Below are 19,424 nucleotides of genomic sequence, written 5' to 3' on the forward strand. Positions count from 1 at the left end.
AATCTATTCGTTTTAATTAGTTGGACCCGTTAGCTTGTTCTTCTCCATTGGACTTACCCTCTACGGTAACTTTGCCTTCCACTGTAACCTTGTTACCTGCTGCGGCAACTTTGGTGTCAATGGGGGCTTGCTCCTCTGCAGTATTTTCAGCTTCTTCTTTGATTTCTTTTTCTTCTTTTAACTTTTGGGCAAGTTCCCTTTCAGCTCTTGCGGCATCCAGGCTTTCTTTAGCAGCCATGATTTCTTCCGAACGCGAAGCCCAGGGGCGTTTGCCGAAGATACGTTCAACGTCTTCCGCAAAGATTACCTCTTTGTCAATCAGTAATTGCGTCAGTTCGTTGTGACCTTCTTTGTGCTCTGACAGAATTCTCTTGGCGCGGTCATACTGCTCGTTCACCATTCTCTTGACTTCTTCGTCAATTAGTTCGGCTGTCTTTTCGCTGTATGGACGGTTGAAAGAATATTCATCGTTGTTGTAATAACATAAATTCGGCAGCTTGTCGCTCATACCTAAATAAGCAATCATACCGTATGCCTGTTTAGTCACTCTTTCCAAGTCGTTCATGGCACCAGTTGAAATGCGGCCGAGGAATAAATCTTCAGCGGCGCGTCCTCCTAAAGTAGCACACATTTCATCCAACATTTGCTCCTTAGTAGTAATCTGACGTTCTTCCGGCAGATACCAGGCAGCTCCTAATGCACGTCCGCGGGGAACGATAGTTACCTTAATCAACGGATTGGCATATTCCAATAACCAGGAGATAGAGGCGTGTCCTGCTTCATGCAAAGCGATGGAACGTCTTTCAGCTTCCGTAGTAATCTTGGTTTTCTTTTCCAGACCACCGATGATGCGGTCTACCGCATCCAGAAAGTCTTGCTTGCCTACAAATTTCTTTCCGTGGCGGGCAGCGATCAATGCAGCTTCATTGCAGACATTGGCGATATCCGCACCCGAGAATCCCGGAGTTTGGCGAGCCAGCAAGTCTACATCAACACTATCGTCTATTTTGATCGGGCGCAAATGCACACCAAATACTTCTTTACGTTCATTCAAGTCGGGCAGATCCACATGTATCTGACGGTCAAAACGTCCTGCACGGAGCAATGCTTTATCAAGTACGTCTACACGGTTAGTAGCAGCAAGGATAATTACACCGCTGTTGGAACCGAAACCGTCCATCTCTGTCAATAACTGGTTCAAGGTGTTTTCGCGTTCGTCATTTCCTCCCATTGCAGGATTTTTGCCACGAGCACGTCCTACGGCATCAATCTCATCAATAAAGACGATACAAGGAGCTTTCTCTTTGGCCTGTTTAAACAAGTCGCGAACACGGGATGCACCTACACCCACAAACATTTCCACGAAGTCAGAACCTGCCAGTGAGAAGAAAGGAACATTAGCTTCACCCGCCACAGCTTTGGCAAGCAAAGTTTTACCGGTTCCCGGAGGGCCTACCAGCAATGCTCCTTTGGGTATCTTACCTCCCAAATCCGTATATTTCTGCGGTTCCTTCAAGAACTCTACAATTTCCTCTACCTCTTGTTTCGCTTCTGCCAAACCCGCTACATCCTTAAATGTAATCTTGATGGCTCCACCTTTTTCAAAAAGCTGGGCTTTTGATTTTCCTACGTTAAATACACCGCCGGGGCCACCACTGCCACCTCCGCTCATACGGCGCATGAAGAAGATCCATAACGCTACAAGCAAGACAAGCGGGAGTATCTGGATCAGGATTGCGGGAAAAATATCCGATTTGGGCGGATAGTCGGAAGAACCGTCAAAATGACCGGCTTCCTTTTCTGCCTGCAAAAACTCTTCCAGTTTATCGGTAGATGGCGTTCTACTTGTAATGATAGGGTTACGTCCCACTTTGGTAGAGTCCGCTCCAAAAACAGCCCCTACAGCAGTCGGTTTAAGAAAAGCTTCTATTGACTTATCTTCATAACCCAATACTTTGCTTACATAGCCCTTTTTTACGTAGTCCTGAAACTCACTGTAAGTTACAGCTTTGCTTCCAGCTCCCTTTGAATCACTGCCCCACCAGAGGCCGAGAAGCATAAGGGCAATAATCATATACATCCAGTTCAGGTTGAACTTAGGCATATTAACCTTATTGTTAGGTTTATTGCTATTGTTATTATTGCTATTATTATTGTCCATAATCATTAATTAGTCTAAATCGGGGATTTGAGTAAGTTTGGCATCTGCCCAAAGGTGTTCAAGATTATAAAAATCTCTTGTCTCCGGTAAAAAGATGTGTACCAGTACATCGGCATAGTCCATTGCCACCCATTCAGCATTCCGGAGTCCATCGATTGCATAAGGTTTGCTATCCGCACCTTTGCGTGTAAATTCCTTGATTGAATCTACAATGGCACTCACTTGACTGGGAGAATTTCCCTGACAGATAACGAAATATTTACAGATGGTATCTTCTATGCTGGTTAAATCGGCAACGATTATCTTTTTACCTTTTTTCTCTTGAATTCCTTCTTTTATTTTTTCAATTAATACTTTAGTATCGTTCATTCCTGTAATTGGGATTAATAATTCATGTTCTCTATTTGTTTATAACAAAAAAAGGTGACCCTTTGTTTCTGATAATAAACGTGATATTTTTGACAAATATACGCTGATTTATTGGATACAAGAAAGTTATCCCTCAATTTTTGTGTTTTTTAGTGGAGATACTTTTGTTTGGAAAGCTTATTTGGACATTTTTGCAAAAAAAATATCGGATTTGTTTTGAATTCCCAAAATATTTGTATCTTTGCACCCGCAAACGAAAATCATTGGGCTATGGTGTAATGGTAACACTACAGATTCTGGTCCTGTCATTCCTGGTTCGAATCCAGGTAGCCCAACAAAACACCAGCTTTTTACTGACAAAAACCCGCTAAAAATGCAATTTTAGCGGGTTTTTTTGTGCTTTGACAAATACCATCCGAAAAAAGTTGACGCTAATTCGGTGGCTAATTCGGTGACACGAATGCTCTTTTTTGATATTTTTTTGAGCGGTTCTCAAAAAAAAAGCAATGATGAGCCAAAAAAAGCAAACTTTCAATGTTCTTTTCTGGATAAGGAAAGGAAGAACGAATGAAAAACTGTCACCTCTTTCATGTCGGGTTACGATTTCGGGACAAAGATACGAAATTCCCACGAAACTATACCTACGGTCTGAATCATGGTCGGCAGTTGCGCAAAAGTCACTTGGTAAGACCGCCAATGACAAAGAAGCCAACCGGTATATCGAAGATTTGAAAATCACGATCGAAGATACCGTTACCAAAATCAGACAGAAAAACTACCCTCTCAACATTGAGAACTTCAAACTCATGTTTCAGACACAGGATAATGAGTTCTCTACCATCAGCACACTGTTTGATTACCATGAAATCATGGAGAAGAAAAATCTCCGTGCCAGTACATTTGTCGGCTATCACGTAACGAAGAAACACCTGCTCAACTTTATACGTATCAAATACCATGTCTCTGACTATGATTTGACCGCCATTGACAAAGCTTTCGTTTATGAGTTTTACGCCTATCTGCAAGGCTATAAGAGGGAAGGGGAGACCGTATGCGCTGTCAATGGTGCATTGAAGCATATCCAGCGTTTCAAAAAGGTGATGAATGTCGCCCTGCAAAACGAATGGATAAGCCGGAACCCTGTCTGCCTGCTCAACGCCAAGAAAACGAAAGTAGAAAGAGGATTCCTGTCCGAAAAGGAACTGAAGAGCATCGAGGAAGTCCCTTTGCCCGTCAACCTCTCCATCGTGAGGGACGTGTTTGTATTTGCTGTCTACACCGGACTGTCATTTGTCGACATCAGTAACCTGACGAATGAAAATATAAATGTCGGTATCGACAAAAGCTTGTGGCTGAACTACTATCGTCAGAAAACGGACATACACGCCATGCTGCCTTTATTGCAACCTGCTGTCTGTATATTAAAGAGGTATGAAGCATACCACAAAGGAAAACGGACTAATCATGTATTCCCGGTACCGCCCAACCAGGTGGCAAACCGATACCTGAAAAAAGTGGCCAAGGAAGCGGGAGTAGAGAAAAATATTACCTTCCACCTCGCGAAACATCATACAATCTCTATCTAATTGAAAATTAAACAGTTATTTCTGTTTAATTAATATCAGGTAACGATTTAGAAACGAGCGAATTACAATATTCTGTTTTCTTTTGCCTCTGTCAAAGAACGATTCTTTCAATGCAAATATACACTTTACTTGTGACAAAAGCAATCTTTTTCTACATTTAATCGACTTACAGTCAGCCTTAAAGAGGGTATCTGGTCTCATTCCATCTTCTTCCTCAAAAATAACATAGCAGTCTAAATTGGTTTATGTATGGGATAGGTCTTGTTCATTCGATCCGGTAGACTACTATACATAAAAGTATAAAGGCGAGATACGACAAGGAGATGCCATGCTTTTGTGTAAGGGGAATCTCTCTTAGCTTATCGCAGACCATGTATAGCTAAGTGTTTTGAGAATAAACAGTCTGTAAAAAACGGAAAGACACCGATTATGGGCCGTATCACCATCAATGGAACCCAAGCCGGTTTCAGTTGTAAGAAAGAAGTGTCCCTCGCTTTGTGGGACGTCAAAACCAACCGGGCCAAAGGCAAGTCCGAGGAGGCCCGTACACTCAATCAGGAGCTTGACAATATCAAGGCGCAAATCACCAGGCACTACCAGTACATCTGCGACCACGACAGTTTTGTTACAGCCAAGAAAGTCTATAACCGCTATGTCGGCTTCTCAGAGGAATGCCACACCCTTATGAACCTTTTCAGGGAACAGCTGGAACCGTATAAAAAGAAAATCGGCATAGAGAAAGCCGAAAGCACCTACTGCGGTCTGGTTGCCGATTACAAGAGTCTCCTGCTTTTCATGAAAAGCAAGAAGAATGCAGAGGATATTGTCATCGAAGAACTTGAGAAATCATTCATCGAGGATTACTACAACTGGATGCTCGGTACATGCGCTTTGGCAAACTCCACTGTCTTCGGGCGTGTCAATACCTTGAAGTGGCTGATGTATATCGCGCAGGAAAAAGGCTGGATACGGGTTCATCCGTTCGCATCATTCGAGTGTATGCCCGAATACAAGAGGCGTTCTTTCCTTTCCGAAGAGGAACTGCAAAGGATAATCCATATAGAACCGAGATACAAACGCCAGCGTGCCATGCGCGACATGTTCCTGTTCATGTGCTTCACCGGTCTTTTCTATGTGGACTTGAAAGCCATAACATACGATAATATCCATACCGACTCCGACGGCGGTACATGGCTGATGGGCAACCGTATAAAAACGGGAGTGGCGTATGTCGTAAAATTATTGCCCATTGCTATCGAACTGATTGAAAAATATAGGGGTACGGATGAAAAGAAAGACTCCCCGAATGTGTCTTTCCGGTAGGTGAATACAATGCCATGCGGCTCAGTCTTGGAATCATAGGCAGGAAATGCAACTCCGGGGCGAGGTCACCCCGCACATCGGACGCCACGCATTTGCCGTTCTGGCCATACTCAAGGGGATGCTGCTGGAAACTCTTCAGAAAGTGTTTGGGCATAAGTCCATCACATACGTCCTGCGCATCCATTCACTTGTCCGGCGCAGGCGGGGCAATCTTTTTCTGGAAGTCGCCCATCTGTACGACCAGCGTGCTGACCAGCTTTCTCAACTCCTAATACGCGCTTGTTTCAATAATTGTCAGTTCCATACTAAAATTCTTTTTAAGATTCTGAATATGCGACAAAGTAACGCACATCCTATATCCTTTCCAAACAGATAATATCAGAGTCTTCCGTTGGCGTGCATTGGCGTATCCAACGTTAAAAGAGAAGGTCCTTCACCTGCATCCATGCGGCAACGGAACTTCCATTCCCTTACTTGTTTTCCATAAATTTATAGGATTAATTTCTGGTGCATGATATTAATAGTCATTATTCTGTCTGCTTTTTTTGCTTGCATAATTGCAGCTAACAGTTATCTATTCCAGAACGCATTGTTATGGAAAATGGCAAGCTGTTTTGTTGGTTTATGGATATTGTGTATGATAATTACCGTCTTCGTTTGTCGTAAACTTGAATGCTCTAATTAAAACAGTACGGTTGTCATGCTTTGTGTGTTTTATTATAAATATTATGAATTATTTGGAATTGATATGTAATATAGATAATTTTGCAGTCGGGAAATGGTTTCGGGAGGTTTACGCCTTCCGAATGAAAAGGGAACCCGGTGAAAATCCGGGACAGTACCCGCTGCTGTGAGTCCACAAAAACGGACATCGAACTTTTGCCACTGGTGTAATACCGGGAAGGCACGATGACCGGGACGAGTCAGAAGACCTGCCATGACCGGAATGAGATTTACACCTGCGGGATATACGGGTCGTAATCAAATAAGGAATAGCTCATCGGCCATTCAATATTTGAAGACAGACATATTCCCGTTCGTGTAAGTCCGCACGAACGGGAATTTTTTGTGTTTGTTAATAATATGTTTTACATTAAAATGAGTGACCTATGAAAAGAAAATTACGCTTTCTGGCAGGTGCCTGTCTATTTACCGCAACCGCCTTGTTCTCTGGCTGTAGCTCGGACGATGACTTTTTGATGGACCCGGTTGATTCCGGAACTTCGCAAACCCGTGCTGTGACAAATTCGGACGGTACTTTAACTATCACTTTCGATGATTTCGATCCCGGCATGTTAGCAGGACCTACCTCGGCCGGAGAAAATCTTTATTCGTACCAAGGGTATCCTCAAGTAACCACCATTTACGACAATACTCCGGAAGAATATCTCTTCCTTTCAATGTTTAATACTGTAGGTGGAAGCACAGAGTATTCCAGCGGCGGCATCGCACTTTCCAACTGGAACATCCGCTCCAATCAGTCGGGAAATACCGGAGACTGGTGGTATTCTTATCTAAACCAATGTTCTGTCTATAACACTGCGGTGGAAGCGGAAGGACAGAATAAGGAAGCCGGGCACAGCGGTTCCAATTTCGGTGTCGTTTACGGATATGTGGATGCTTACAATCAGGCATGGATGGCTAAACCAGAATTTTATTTCAATGTTCCCCGGAAATTGGTCGGCCTGTGGATCTGCAACACCTCATACACTTATGGTGTCATTACTTATGGTAATCAGTTCGGTTCTACGGGGGTAGCGACTCCTCTGAAAGAGATGAAAGGGTATTTCCAAGTGAATCTGGAATGTTATGATGCGAATGGCGGTCTGATCCGCACTTACAAACGTCTTTTAGCCGATTATCGTAACGGCCAACAACAGGTTGATCCTATCACGACATGGGATTATTGGGAAATCAATGCCGAAGGGGTGCAAAGTGTGAAATTCAACTTCGAGGGTTCGGATTCGGGAGCATACGGTTTGAATACTCCGGCTTATATCTGTATTGATGATATCACCATACAATAAAAAGAATACAAGGATATCCCTTCTGTCGGGGGTATCCCTGTTATTTTTCTAAAATCCACACATCATGCATCGTTTTCACTATTTTATTATTTCTGCCTGTATGCTGTTCACCTCCTGCAACAAGGATGAAGTCATTACCGAAGAAGTAGGAGGACAACCTATAATAGAACTTGACAGCGAGACCGGTATTTACACGGTCAAGGTCGATCACGAATTGACTATCGCCCCGACATACCAGAATGTTGAAGATGCTCTTTTTGCTTGGACGATAGACGGTACGCTGGTTTCTTCGGGTCCGTCTCTTCAACGTACATGGAATGAATGCGGGGATTTTTATGTCAAACTAAGAGTAGACAATGCGGAAGGCTATGCCGAAGAGGAACTGAAAGTAGAAGTGAAAGAACTCACCCCTCCGGTCATCTCACTGGCACTACCTTCGCAGGGGCTAAAAGTCGTCCGGAATACCGATTACACATTTACTCCCGATATTCAGCATTCGGATGTCGAAGGGTTCAAAATCGAATGGGTACGGGAAGGAAAAATCGTTTCCACCGAGAATACTTATACTTTCAATGAAAAAGAACTCGGTGTTTATACGGTGACAATCAACGCTTCCAATATAGATGGGACAACAACGAAAGACGTAAGCGTAGAGGTCGTGGAAACGATGCCCTACGTTGTCAAATTCCCGACCCCGTCTTACCTGCAAACATCCACGGACAGGTACACTTTTGCCGACCGTCCTGTTTTCCTGCGTCCGTTGTTGGAGTATTTCGACAATCCCCGTTTTGAGTGGAGTGTGGACGGTCAGGTCATGGAAGGAGAAGTGGAACGCATGTTCAAGTTCACGCCGTCCGCACCCGGAGAATACACCGTCTCCTGTACTGTGTCGGAAGACACACCGACGGAAAAAATAAGCAAGAATATCGACAAAGGGAAAACGGCTGTCACTGCCACCGTAAAAGTCGTTTGTGTGGACAAAAAGGAACAAGACGGCTTCCGGGCTTCGGGAAGTTCCAAGCTCTGGAATAAAGTCTATGAATATACCCCAGCTCCCGGCCAATTTATCAACGAGACGAGCACGATAGGCGGTATGACCGGCAACGAAACATCCCCTGAAGCGGCTGTCGCATGGGCAACACAGCGTTTGAAAGACAAACTGCACGTCTCTTTAGGTTCTTTCGGGGGTTATATCATCGTCGGCTTCGACCACAGTATTCCCAATTCGGGTAACCAATATGATTTCTGTGTTCAGGGGAACGCCTTTGACGGCAGTTCCGAACCGGGTATCGTATGGGTCATGCAAGATATAAACGGAAACGGATTGCCGGATGACGAGTGGTACGAACTGAAAGGATCTGAAGCAGGCAAGGAAGAAACAATACAGAATTTTGAAGTGACCTATTACCGTCCGGAAGGCAAAAAAATGGATGTCCAATGGATCAGTTCCGACGGTAGAAACGGCTGGGTAGACTATCTGTCCGCTTATCATACACAAGACTATTATTATCCGGCTTGGATTTCGGAAAACAGTTATACCCTGACAGGCACTTGTCTGGCCGCCCGCAACACCCAAGATTCTCAAACCGGTTATTGGGATAATCAGAGTTATGACTGGGGGTACGTGGATAATTTCGGAAACGACCAGATAGAAGGCGGCAGTACGGTGGATGGAAGCGGACAAAGGAACGGTTTCAAAATTTCCAATGCCATCCATGCCGATGGAACGGAAGCCAATCTGCAATATATTGACTTTATCAAAATACAATGCGGTGTTCTGGCCAAAAGCGGCTGGCTGGGCGAAGTTTCTACGGAGGTATTTTCTTTTGAGGATCTAACCAAATAATAAAAATTACAAGTATGAAAATTTATTTTCTTCCCATGCTCCTATCCTTGTTCTTTTTGGGAGCGTGTGACAAAAACGATGAAATTATACCTGAAGATGCAGATGAAAATTTCATCACATCGGTCGTGATGACCGTGGACGGGAAATCGTACACGGCCGACATTACGGACAATACAGTAACAATAACCGTTCCCTATACGGTATCGCTGAACAACGCCGAAGTGGAATTCAAGTACACAACTTCTGCAACAATCATACCTGATCCTGAAACGGTAACGGACTGGGATAACGAACGAACCTTCCGGGTGACATCCTATAACGGAGATGCCCGCGAATATACCTATAAGGTCGTGAAAAGCGAGATAGAATCTGACGGAGATGTGGAGTTGAAGACCACCGAGGAGGTAGCTTCTTTTGCCGCAACCAAAACAACCGTTGTCAAAGGGAACCTGATTATCGGCTCTGATGCGGAAGAGGCAGAAAAAATCACTGACATATCTGCATTGGCATCTTTGAAAGAGGTTACTGGCAACATTGTCATTCGTAACAGTTACAACGGTGCAGACTTGACAGGGTTGGATAATATCGTTTCTGCCGGAGGTTTACAGGTAGGTTCGACCGATGTCGCCTCGAAAGCTACGGAACTTCACATGATTTCCATGAAAGCATTGGAAACGCTCTCCGGAGACATATCGGTATATAACGACCAAGTGACGTATGTCCTATTCGAGAAACTGGCAACTATTGAAGGAAGCGTGATGTTCAATGCGTCGTCGTTACAGAGTTTTGAGTTTCCGGTTCTGACTACTGTAGGTCAGGATCTGAATCTTCAAGGACTCAATGAAGAGAACACAGCAGCCGGTTCGATTGCGTCTTTGGAAATACCGGAACTGACAAGTGTCGGAGGGGTCTTGTCCGTAAACAATCTTGCCAAGCTGACTTCCATGAGCTTCCTTAAGCTGAAAGAGACCGGTGGCCTTGATTTCCATACCGTCCCCGTGATGTTGGAAACCATCAACCTTCCGGAAATCGAAACAGTAAACGGAAGTATTATTATGGAAGCCAATATGGAAGCTCCTCCTACCGGTAGTTTTGTTCCCCAACGAAATGACGTGCTTCAGGCTTTCGGTGGAATGGACAAACTGACAACGATAAAGGGACAGATAAAGATAAAGAATTTCACGGCACTCAAACAACTTCCCGACTGGAGCAAGATCACCACACTTGGAAGCATCACGCTGGATTATCTTGAAGATGTGAGCGGAACACTGCTGTTGCCGAACGCCCGATTTGAAACCTTCGGAGAAACAGCGCCCCAGATTGAAATTATAAACAAGGTGCAGCTCTCCAAAATTGAAACAGCCGAAGATTTGTCAAATGTAAATTTTGTCATCACCAGTCTCACGAATAATAAGTTCCCTGAAATCACGTTCAAGAATATCAAAGACTTCACTTGTAAGCCAACCACCAACAATACCGATTATACCATATCGACAATTCAACATGTATATGGAAATCTAAATGTGACAGGCCAAATGCGAAGCAATGCCAAATTTCCCGACTTGGAAATCATAGATGGATATGGATATATCCAAATACCCATGTTTGCTTCAATCACAATGCCAGTCTTGAAAGAAGTGGGAGGACAGTTCTATTTATCTGGAAATTTTACCAGTTGTAACTTGCCCTTACTATCCAAAGTTTGTTGTTCAGCTTCTCCTGTATATTATAAAGAGGGAGAGGGTTCGTTAGCAATATCTTTACAAAGTAAATCGCTGGATATTCCGGAATTGCTTCACGTAGGAGGTGAAGGGTTGTTCGTTAATAAAGCAACAGGCATTACTTGTGATAAATTACAGACTATAGATGGTACGCTACAGATAAAAAGTGCGACTTCTCTTTCTCAGGAAACACTTTCCATGGAGAAGTTGGAGACCTTGCATGGGGTTGTTTTTGACGGTTTGACGAAATTTACCGACTACACTTTCTTCGGCAAGTTTATAGAAAACGGAATGATTACGGGGGAAAGTTGGAGCGTGACGAAATGTGGGTATAACCCAACCTTCCAAAATATGAAGGACAAACAATATACGCAGCAGGATTAAACCTTATACCTTAACCAGAGTACCCGTAATGATTCGGGTACTCTTTTTTATCCGAATGACAATGAGCAGAACAATACAACGGATTTGCCTTTTTCTTTTCTGCCTGCCAGTTTTCGGCAGTTGCATGAAATGGGATTACGGAGAGATGGAAGATTTCTCTGTATCGGCCTCTGGTCTTTTCATTACCAACGAGGGGAATTTCCAGTACAGCAATGCCACGCTTTCCTACTACGATCCCGCCACGTGCGAAGTGGAGAATGAAGTGTTTTACCGTGCCAACGGGTTCAAGTTGGGCGATGTGGCCCAGTCTATGGTTATCCGGGACGGTATAGGCTGGATCGTGGTGAACAACTCGCATGTGATTTTCGCCATCGACATCAATACTTTCAAGGAAGTGGGCCGTATCACAGGTTTCACCTCACCCCGGTATATCCATTTTCTGTCGGATGAGAAAGCCTATGTGACGCAGATATGGGACTACCGTATCTTCATCATCAACCCCAAGACATACGAGATTACCGGCTATATCGAATGTCCAGACATGGACATGGAATCGGGTTCCACCGAACAAATGGTACAATACGGCAAGTACGTCTATGTGAACTGCTGGTCGTACCAGAACCGCATCCTGAAAATCGACACGGAGACGGACAAGGTCGTGGACGAACTGACCATCGGCATACAACCTACTTCGCTGGTCATGGACAAATACAACAAGATGTGGACCATCACGGATGGCGGTTACGAGGGCAGCCCATACGGTTACGAGGCACCGTCTCTCTATCGTATAGACGCCGAGACTTTCACCGTAGAGAAACAGTTCAAGTTTAAGCTGGGCGACTGGCCTTCGGAAGTCCAGCTCAACGGTACACGGGATACACTTTACTGGATCAACAACGATATTTGGCGAATGCCGGTGGAAGCCGACCGTGTTCCCGTCCGGCCTTTTCTGGAGTTTCGGGACACCAAATACTACGGCCTTACGGTCAATCCCAACAACGGGGAGGTATATGTGGCCGACGCTATTGATTACCAGCAACAAGGTATCGTGTATCGCTATTCGCCGCAAGGCAAGCTGATCGATGAATTTTACGTGGGAATCATTCCGGGAGCTTTCTGCTGGAAATAACGAGGAAGGAGGACAAAAATGAAAAGACATCTTATTCTATTGTTCGTGGGGGTAAGCCTGCCCTTTCTGCTTGCCGCCCAGCAGAAAAATTCCGTCAGCATTACCAAAAGGGTACTACGTATTCCGGAGGTTACGGTGGTGGGCAAACGACCTATGAAGGATATAGGCGTGCAACGAACCCGTTTCGATTCCATCGCCATGAAAGAGAACATCGCCTTGTCTATGGCCGATGTGCTGACATTCAACTCATCCGTTTTTGTCAAGAACTACGGACGCGCCACGTTATCCACCGTGGCTTTCCGGGGTACCTCTCCCTCGCATACCCAAGTGACGTGGAATGGTATGCGCATTAACAACCCGATGCTGGGCATGACGGATTTTTCCACCATCCCTTCTTACTTTATCGATGATGCCTCGCTGCTGCACGGAACGTCATCGGTAAACGAAACGGGCGGCGGCTTGGGTGGTCTGGTCAGGCTCTCCACTTCTCCGGCCAACCATGAAGGGTTCGGGTTGCAGTACGTGCAGGGAGTGGGGTCGTTCAGCACGTTCGACGAGTTTCTCCGCCTGACCTACGGTGACAAACACTGGCAGTCCTCCACCCGTGTGGTGTATTCCTCTTCCCCCAACGACTACAAATACCGAAACCGGGACAAGAAGGAAAACATCTATGACGAGGACAAGAACATCATCGGTTCCTATTACCCGACGGAACGCAACCGCAGCGGGGCTTATAAGGATCTGCACGTCTTGCAGGAAATTTATTATAACACGGGCGAAGGCGACAAGTTCGGGCTAAACGCCTGGTATATCAATTCCAACCGGGAACTGGCGATGCTCAGCACGGATTACGGGAACGACATGGACTTCGAGAACCGCCAAAGGGAGCAGACGTTTCGCGGCGTCCTCTCGTGGGATCGCGTGCGGGAGAAATGGAAGGTCGGTGTAAAAGGCGGCTATATACACACATGGATGGCCTATGATTACAAGCGGGACAAGGGAAACGGCGAAATGGCTTCGATGACCCGCTCACGCAGTAAGATTAACACGTTCTACGGAAGTGCGGACGGGGATTATGCTCCTTCAGAGAAATGGCTGTTCACGGCCGGTGTTTCCGTACACCAGCATTTGGTGGAAAGCGCGGACAAAAATATCATCTCGCAGGAAGGTAACAAGGCTGTTGTCGGGTATGACAAGGGACGTGTCGAGTTTTCCGGTTCCGTTTCTGCGAAATGGCGGCCTGTCGATCGTTTTGCCGCCTCGCTTGTCCTTCGCGAGGATATGTTCGGTACGGAATGGGCCCCGGTTATCCCGGCTTTCTTCATCGACGGGGTACTGTCGAAAAAAGGCAATATCGTGGCGAAAGCATCCATCTCCCGGAACTACCGTTTTCCCACGCTGAACGACCTCTATTTTCTGCCGGGCGGTAATCCCGACCTGAAAAGCGAGCACGGCTTCACATACGACGTGGGGTTGTCGTTCTCGGTGGGGAAAGAAAATGTATATGCTTTGAGCGGTGGTATCAACTGGTTCGATTCGCACATCGACGACTGGATCATCTGGCTACCCACAACCAAGGGATTCTTCTCCCCCAGAAACCTCAAAAAGGTACATGCTTACGGGGCAGAGACCAACGCCCACCTTGATATAATGCTCGGAAAGGACTGGAAACTGGATATGAACGGAACTTTCTCGTGGACTCCCTCGATCAACGAGAGCGAACCGATGAGTCCGGCAGACCAATCCGTCGGCAAACAGTTGCCATACGTGCCGGAGTTTTCCGCAACGGTGACCGGACGTCTGTCATGGCGGACATGGAGCCTGCTTTACAAATGGTGTTATTACAGCCAGCGTTATACCATGTCGAGTAATGACTATACCCTGACGGGCTATCTGCCCCCTTACTTCATGAATAACGTGACACTGGAAAAACAGCTCTCTTTCCGATGGGCCGATCTGTCGCTAAAGGGCAGCATCAACAACCTGTTCGATGAAGAATACCTTTCCGTATTGTCCCGTCCCATGCCGGGCATCAATTTCGAGATATTCATCGGCATAACACCCAAGTTCGGAAAAAACAAAAATAGTAAACGATAATCTGCATCAATATGAACGCATTAAAGAATTTAAGCCTGATTTTGTTGCTTTCTCTGGCATTTACAGGCTGCCACAACAAAAGCTCAAAAATCAATGATTTCAACCTGCTGCTTTATGCTCCCGAATATGCCTCCGGCTTCGACATCAAAGGGGCGGGCGGGAAGGAAAGCGTACTGATAACCGTCAGGAATCCCTGGCAGGGAGCGGACAGTGTAACCACATGGCTGTTTATCGTCCGCAACGGTGAAGAGGTTCCCGAAGGGTTTGCAGGACAGGTACTCAAAGGAGACGCCAAACGTATCGTGGCGATGTCTTCCACTCATATCGCCATGCTTGACGCAATCGGTGAAGTCCGGTGTATAACCGGCGTTTCGGGAATCGACTACATTTCCAACCCAGACATCCAAGCCCGCCGCGACAGTATTGGCGATGTCGGCTATGAAGGGAACATCAACTACGAGTTGCTGCTCTCGCTCGATCCCGACCTCGTTCTGCTCTATGGGGTGAACGGCGCAAGCGCAATGGAAAGCAAACTCGAAGAACTCGACATACCGTTCATGTATGTCGGCGATTATCTTGAAGAGTCGCCTCTCGGCAAGGCCGAATGGATGGTAGTGCTTTCAGAAGTCACAGGAAAACGTGAGAAGGGTGAAAAAGCCTTTGCCGCAATCCCGGTCAGATACAACGCCTTGAAAAAGAAAGTGGCCGACAGTACCCTCGGCACTCCTTCGGTTATGCTTAATGTTCCCTATGGCGACTCGTGGTTCATGCCTTCAACCCAAAGTTATGTAGCCCGCTTGATTACTGATGCGGGAGGCCGCTATATCTACCAGAAGAACACGGGAAACGCTTCTATCCCCATTGACTTAGAAGAAGCATATCTGCTCGCGTCGGATGCGGACATGTGGTTGAACGTGGGAATGGCGAACTCCCTTGACGACTTGAAGGCATCATGTCCGAAATTCACCGATACCCGATGTTTCAAAAATGGAGAGGTGTATAACAACAACGCCCGTACCAACACAGCCGGGGGTAACGACTATTACGAGTCTGCCGTCGTGAATCCTGACATCGTGCTCCGCGACCTCGTGAAGATATTCCATCCTGAACTGGTGCAGGAAGAGTGTGTGTATTACAAGCAACTGAAATAGATGCGTTCCCGTTCGACTATATTATTCTCCATATTGATTACGCTCACGGTCGGTCTTTTTTTACTGGACTTGGCCGTGGGAGCTGTCAACATTCCGATCCGCGATGTATGGGCAGCACTGACCGGGGGAAATTGTTCCCGTGCCACGGAAAAAATCGTACTCAACATACGCCTCATAAAAGCTATAGTGGCACTGTTGGCCGGGGCTGCCTTATCGGTCAGCGGTCTTCAGATGCAGACCCTCTTCCGTAATCCTCTTGCCGGTCCCTATGTCCTTGGCATCAGTTCCGGTGCAAGTCTCGGTGTGGCACTTGTGGTACTTGCCGGGATCGGTTCATCAATAGGCATTGCCGGAGCAGCGTGGGTGGGTGCGGCTGTCGTGTTGCTCGTGATAACTGCCGTCGGACAGCGAATAAAAGACATCATGGTAATCCTGATTCTGGGCATGATGTTCTCATCGGGCGTAGGTGCTGTCGTGCAGATATTGCAGTACCTCAGCAAAGAGGAATCGCTGAAAGCCTTTGTCATTTGGACGATGGGGGCTTTGGGTGACGTCACCTCCGGACAACTTCTGATTCTTGTTCCATCGGTGTTTGCCGGACTGCTGTTGGCTGTACTGACCATCAAACCGCTTAACCTCCTGCTGTTCGGAGAGGAATATGCCGTAACAATGGGACTGAATATTCGGCGTTCACGCAGCCTGTTGTTTCTCTCGACAACGCTGCTCGCCGGAACGATAACCGCTTTTTGCGGTCCGATAGGTTTCATAGGTCTCGCTATGCCTCATGTCACAAGAATGCTTTTCCAAAATAGCGATCATCATGTCCTTCTGCCCGGAACAATTCTTTCGGGAGCATCGATATTGCTTCTTTGCGACATCATTTCTAAAATATTCACCTTGCCGATCAACGCCATTACAGCTCTATTGGGAATCCCAATCGTCGTATGGGTGGTTTTACGCAACAAATCCATCACCGCATGATAGAATTACAGCATTTTTCCATAGGTTACAAAGAAAACTCGTTGCTCCACGAGGTAAATGCCACGATAAAAAAAGGTCAACTGACAGCCCTTATCGGAAGAAACGGGACAGGAAAATCGACGTTGCTCCGCGCCATAGCCGGTCTGAACCGGTGTTATTCCGGAAAAATCATTCTCGACGGGCACGACATCGCCTGCATGAAAACCGAAGATATGGCAAAAACGCTGGCTGTCGTCACGACCGAGCGCACGCGCATCGCCAACCTGCGGTGCAAGGATGTCGTAGCCATAGGCCGTGCTCCTTATACCAACTGGATAGGTAGGATGCAAGAAACAGATAAGGAGATAGTCATGCAATCGCTCATTTCGGTGGGAATGGAGGCTTATGCAAACCGCACGATGGATAAAATGTCGGATGGCGAATGCCAGCGTGTGATGATTGCTCGTGCATTGGCACAGGATACTCCTATCATTCTCCTTGATGAACCGACTTCCTTTCTTGACATGCCTAATCGCTACGAACTTGTGGCGTTGCTTCGTAGGCTTGTTCACGACGAGAAAAAATGTATCATGTTCTCGACACATGAACTTGACATCGCGTTGTCCATGTGCGATTCGATAGCATTGTTAGATACCCCGAATTTAAGTTGCTTGACCGCGTCTGAAATGCAGAAAAGCGGATACATTGACAGACTTTTCCAAAATGAAAACATCCGTTTCGACTCCTTATGCGGTACAATGATTTTGAAACAATGAGTATATACACTGTAGAAAATTTTACTTCAGACATCACTGTTGAAGGATACATCGCCGAATTCCGTGACGAACCACATTTTCTTGAACTTTGCAAACAATGTACCAATTACGGTAAAAGTTGGGGGTGTCCTCCATTTGATTTTGATACGGAATCGTTTCTCCGACAATACAAGTATGCACATCTTATGGCAACGAAGATAATCCCTGAAGACAAAGATATTCCGATTGAATATACACAAAAACTCATTTTACCGGAACGGATACGAATCGAGAGCGAATTATTGGATATGGAACGGAAATATGGAGGGCGTTCATTTGCCTATATAGGTAAATGTCTTCACTGCTCAGATAACGAGTGTACGCGTAACTGCGGCACACCATGCCGACACCCGGAAAAAGTGCGTCCGTCACTCGAAGCCTTCGGATTTGACATAGCCAAAACGCTTTCTGAACTTTTTAACATCGAACTTCTTTGGGGAAAGGATGGCAAATTACCTGAATATCTTGTTCTCGTAAGCGGATTTTTTCATAATGAATACGAACTTTGCAACATAGCATACTAATGATTCGGACATGAAATAAACAGACAAACTAACCACATTCGGTTCAATCTGTTTTGTGATTTCAAATGAATTATAATTAGATATGTAAAAAGCGACGCTGGAGCTTGAAATAAGTAACGGTTTATCGGTGTATTCTCCGTTAAACCGTCCTGTTTTCGTTAAACGAAAACACAACTTGCTGTCCGCAGGAGCGGACCACATTTATCCAATAATTATTGTGTATTAGCCCATTGTATGGCTATTCTCCTGTGATTTACGAGGCATTTCCATCAGGTGTTTGCCGGCTGCTCTCCCCATAAAAGGGTGGATATCTCTCCATAATCATATGACTTACGTCCATAATTCGGGAATAAGGAGGCGAATATACGGGAAATCTGCCCTTTACATGCCCTATTGTCCATTAATGGATTGTTACTTCTACACATCTACAAATGGAGAGCGGCAGTGAGCCGTATATGGTTTATGGTTTTTCTGCATTATCTTCATTAATGGATTACTACTTCTACACTTCTGCAAATGGAGAATGTAGCCGTGTACACCTTATGGTCTTCCTTCATAATTCTCCATTAACGGATTAATACTTTTACACTCCCATAGACCGATAATTTAAGAATCCGTATCCGGACGGATGCGCGCTCTCACGCCTGCCCATAAGGATTAAAAAGGAACGGTGGACAAGGAAACGGAATCCCGCTCGCTTTTCCACACCACTACGGGCCTCTGATGTCGCCTCCGCATAGGAAGAACCGTCCGAACGGAACGGCATCTCCGTCCCCCCCGTCATGTGTATCATGACAATAACTGACTTTGGATGACTATAAGTGACAGGTGGTTTCATCCTGTTCTCTTCTTCCTTTATTTTGTATTCCGAGACAATACCAGTTGTGTAATTTAATAATTTAAGATTTTAAAATATGGATTCAGAAAAGGAAAAGAACCGGCTTTCCGATATCGTTCTCGAGAGGGTCGGACTCACGGGGAACCTTCTGTCAGCTCCCGTTTCCCCATCCCTGGAACCAGTGGTGGAGATACCAAGTCATGGAAGTCAGGTCCGGGCAGGGAAAGTGACAGGTCCGGAGGAATACAAGAGGAGGTTTCTGGTTCCCGCTCCCAGAGCCGCTGAGTGGAAGACCGCCTACATTGATGGGAGACTGCACCGCCGGATCGCCATGCTGGTCAGGGTCGCCGGCTGCGGCAGCATCTCCGGTTTTATCATCCGGTTGTTGGAACTCCATATGGAGGAACACAGGGAGGACATCGCCTCCCTGCTCGGTGAGGTCTACCGTCCCTGGGATGAGGACGGACAGCCGGGAGGAACACCTCGCCGATAA

The 19,424-nt window shown here is 46.0% G+C and carries 16 protein-coding genes, 1 tRNA gene and 1 riboswitch; of the genes, 14 read left to right on the forward strand and 3 right to left on the reverse strand.

Annotated elements, in window-relative coordinates; genetic code table 11:
• Positions 1-16: 16 nt before the first annotated feature.
• Positions 17-2,161, reverse strand: a complete 2,145-nt coding sequence (gene ftsH, locus HMPREF9010_RS05605) for an ATP-dependent zinc metalloprotease FtsH (RefSeq protein WP_008650613.1) — start codon at positions 2,159-2,161, stop codon at positions 17-19.
• Positions 2,162-2,170: 9 nt separating this feature from the next.
• Positions 2,171-2,530, reverse strand: a complete 360-nt coding sequence (rsfS, locus tag HMPREF9010_RS05600; RefSeq protein WP_008650615.1) for a ribosome silencing factor — start codon at positions 2,528-2,530, stop codon at positions 2,171-2,173.
• 264 nt (positions 2,531-2,794) lie between these two features.
• Here rsfS and HMPREF9010_RS05595 point away from each other — a divergent pair.
• The 13 genes from HMPREF9010_RS05595 to HMPREF9010_RS05535 all read left to right on the forward strand — a co-directional run bounded on the left by HMPREF9010_RS05595 (position 2,795) and on the right by HMPREF9010_RS05535 (position 18,093).
• Positions 2,795-2,865, forward strand: a tRNA-Gln gene (locus HMPREF9010_RS05595).
• A gap of 174 nt (positions 2,866-3,039) precedes the next feature.
• Entirely contained in the window at positions 3,040-4,116 is a 1,077-nt protein-coding gene (locus HMPREF9010_RS05590) for a site-specific integrase (protein WP_032852934.1), read from the forward strand.
• 429 nt (positions 4,117-4,545) lie between these two features.
• Positions 4,546-5,439: a phage integrase SAM-like domain-containing protein gene (locus tag HMPREF9010_RS05585; protein ID WP_008650617.1), complete on the forward strand. Its 894-nt coding sequence runs from the start codon at positions 4,546-4,548 to the stop codon at positions 5,437-5,439.
• 46 nt (positions 5,440-5,485) lie between these two features.
• Positions 5,486-5,815 carry a hypothetical protein gene (locus HMPREF9010_RS26795; RefSeq protein WP_004289226.1) on the forward strand — a complete coding sequence of 110 codons (330 nt, stop codon included), beginning with the start codon at positions 5,486-5,488 and terminating at the stop codon, positions 5,813-5,815.
• A 386-nt stretch (positions 5,816-6,201) separates the two neighbouring features.
• Positions 6,202-6,394, forward strand: a riboswitch (cobalamin riboswitch).
• A gap of 154 nt (positions 6,395-6,548) precedes the next feature.
• Positions 6,549-7,466 carry a DUF4465 domain-containing protein gene (locus tag HMPREF9010_RS05575; protein ID WP_004289228.1) on the forward strand — a complete coding sequence of 306 codons (918 nt, stop codon included), beginning with the start codon at positions 6,549-6,551 and terminating at the stop codon, positions 7,464-7,466.
• A gap of 64 nt (positions 7,467-7,530) precedes the next feature.
• On the forward strand, positions 7,531-9,312 hold the full coding sequence (locus tag HMPREF9010_RS05570; RefSeq protein ID WP_008650622.1) for a PKD-like domain-containing protein: 1,782 nt from the start codon (positions 7,531-7,533) through the stop codon (positions 9,310-9,312).
• A gap of 14 nt (positions 9,313-9,326) precedes the next feature.
• On the forward strand, positions 9,327-11,417 hold the full coding sequence (locus HMPREF9010_RS05565) for a lipoprotein (protein ID WP_004311297.1): 2,091 nt from the start codon (positions 9,327-9,329) through the stop codon (positions 11,415-11,417).
• Positions 11,418-11,445: 28 nt separating this feature from the next.
• The gene (locus HMPREF9010_RS05560; protein ID WP_004293828.1) at positions 11,446-12,546 is read left to right on the forward strand and encodes a YncE family protein; all 1,101 of its coding nucleotides are present in this window, start codon (positions 11,446-11,448) and stop codon (positions 12,544-12,546) included.
• Positions 12,547-12,564: 18 nt separating this feature from the next.
• Positions 12,565-14,643, forward strand: a complete 2,079-nt coding sequence (locus tag HMPREF9010_RS05555; protein WP_004311295.1) for a TonB-dependent receptor plug domain-containing protein — start codon at positions 12,565-12,567, stop codon at positions 14,641-14,643.
• An 11-nt stretch (positions 14,644-14,654) separates the two neighbouring features.
• Positions 14,655-15,794, forward strand: coding sequence for an ABC transporter substrate-binding protein (locus HMPREF9010_RS05550; protein ID WP_004289233.1), 1,140 nt, complete (start codon positions 14,655-14,657; stop codon positions 15,792-15,794).
• Positions 15,795-16,775, forward strand: coding sequence for a FecCD family ABC transporter permease (locus tag HMPREF9010_RS05545; protein WP_004311292.1), 981 nt, complete (start codon positions 15,795-15,797; stop codon positions 16,773-16,775).
• Entirely contained in the window at positions 16,772-17,530 is a 759-nt protein-coding gene (locus HMPREF9010_RS05540) for an ABC transporter ATP-binding protein (protein WP_004289235.1), read from the forward strand. The genes HMPREF9010_RS05545 and HMPREF9010_RS05540 overlap by 4 nt, the downstream gene beginning before the upstream one ends.
• Positions 17,527-18,093 (forward strand): DUF2284 domain-containing protein, encoded by a 567-nt coding sequence (locus HMPREF9010_RS05535; RefSeq protein ID WP_004289236.1) that lies wholly within the window; start codon positions 17,527-17,529, stop codon positions 18,091-18,093. The genes HMPREF9010_RS05540 and HMPREF9010_RS05535 overlap by 4 nt, the downstream gene beginning before the upstream one ends.
• Before the next feature lie 583 nt (positions 18,094-18,676).
• Here HMPREF9010_RS05535 and HMPREF9010_RS05530 read toward each other — a convergent pair.
• Positions 18,677-18,886 carry a hypothetical protein gene (locus HMPREF9010_RS05530; protein ID WP_005829337.1) on the reverse strand — a complete coding sequence of 70 codons (210 nt, stop codon included), beginning with the start codon at positions 18,884-18,886 and terminating at the stop codon, positions 18,677-18,679.
• A gap of 121 nt (positions 18,887-19,007) precedes the next feature.
• Here HMPREF9010_RS05530 and HMPREF9010_RS05525 point away from each other — a divergent pair, with 121 nt between their 5' ends.
• Positions 19,008-19,424, forward strand: a complete 417-nt coding sequence (locus HMPREF9010_RS05525; protein WP_008650626.1) for a DUF3408 domain-containing protein — start codon at positions 19,008-19,010, stop codon at positions 19,422-19,424.

The organism is Bacteroides sp. 3_1_23, assembly GCF_000162555.1.
Taxonomy (GTDB): domain Bacteria; phylum Bacteroidota; class Bacteroidia; order Bacteroidales; family Bacteroidaceae; genus Bacteroides; species Bacteroides ovatus.

Bases quoted from the DNA above. Each gene is read 5' to 3' on its own strand.
- ftsH (WP_008650613.1), bottom strand. From the start codon at position 2,161: ATGGACAATAATAATAGCAATAATAACAATAGCAATAAACCTAACAAT.
- rsfS (WP_008650615.1), bottom strand. From the start codon at position 2,530: ATGAACGATACTAAAGTATTAATTGAAAAAATAAAAGAAGGAATTCAA.
- HMPREF9010_RS05590 (WP_032852934.1), top strand. From the start codon at position 3,040: ATGAGCCAAAAAAAGCAAACTTTCAATGTTCTTTTCTGGATAAGGAAA.
- HMPREF9010_RS05585 (WP_008650617.1), top strand. From the start codon at position 4,546: ATGGGCCGTATCACCATCAATGGAACCCAAGCCGGTTTCAGTTGTAAG.
- HMPREF9010_RS26795 (WP_004289226.1), top strand. From the start codon at position 5,486: ATGCAACTCCGGGGCGAGGTCACCCCGCACATCGGACGCCACGCATTT.
- HMPREF9010_RS05575 (WP_004289228.1), top strand. From the start codon at position 6,549: ATGAAAAGAAAATTACGCTTTCTGGCAGGTGCCTGTCTATTTACCGCA.
- HMPREF9010_RS05570 (WP_008650622.1), top strand. From the start codon at position 7,531: ATGCATCGTTTTCACTATTTTATTATTTCTGCCTGTATGCTGTTCACC.
- HMPREF9010_RS05565 (WP_004311297.1), top strand. From the start codon at position 9,327: ATGAAAATTTATTTTCTTCCCATGCTCCTATCCTTGTTCTTTTTGGGA.
- HMPREF9010_RS05560 (WP_004293828.1), top strand. From the start codon at position 11,446: ATGATTCGGGTACTCTTTTTTATCCGAATGACAATGAGCAGAACAATA.
- HMPREF9010_RS05555 (WP_004311295.1), top strand. From the start codon at position 12,565: ATGAAAAGACATCTTATTCTATTGTTCGTGGGGGTAAGCCTGCCCTTT.
- HMPREF9010_RS05550 (WP_004289233.1), top strand. From the start codon at position 14,655: ATGAACGCATTAAAGAATTTAAGCCTGATTTTGTTGCTTTCTCTGGCA.
- HMPREF9010_RS05545 (WP_004311292.1), top strand. From the start codon at position 15,795: ATGCGTTCCCGTTCGACTATATTATTCTCCATATTGATTACGCTCACG.
- HMPREF9010_RS05540 (WP_004289235.1), top strand. From the start codon at position 16,772: ATGATAGAATTACAGCATTTTTCCATAGGTTACAAAGAAAACTCGTTG.
- HMPREF9010_RS05535 (WP_004289236.1), top strand. From the start codon at position 17,527: ATGAGTATATACACTGTAGAAAATTTTACTTCAGACATCACTGTTGAA.
- HMPREF9010_RS05530 (WP_005829337.1), bottom strand. From the start codon at position 18,886: ATGATACACATGACGGGGGGGACGGAGATGCCGTTCCGTTCGGACGGT.
- HMPREF9010_RS05525 (WP_008650626.1), top strand. From the start codon at position 19,008: ATGGATTCAGAAAAGGAAAAGAACCGGCTTTCCGATATCGTTCTCGAG.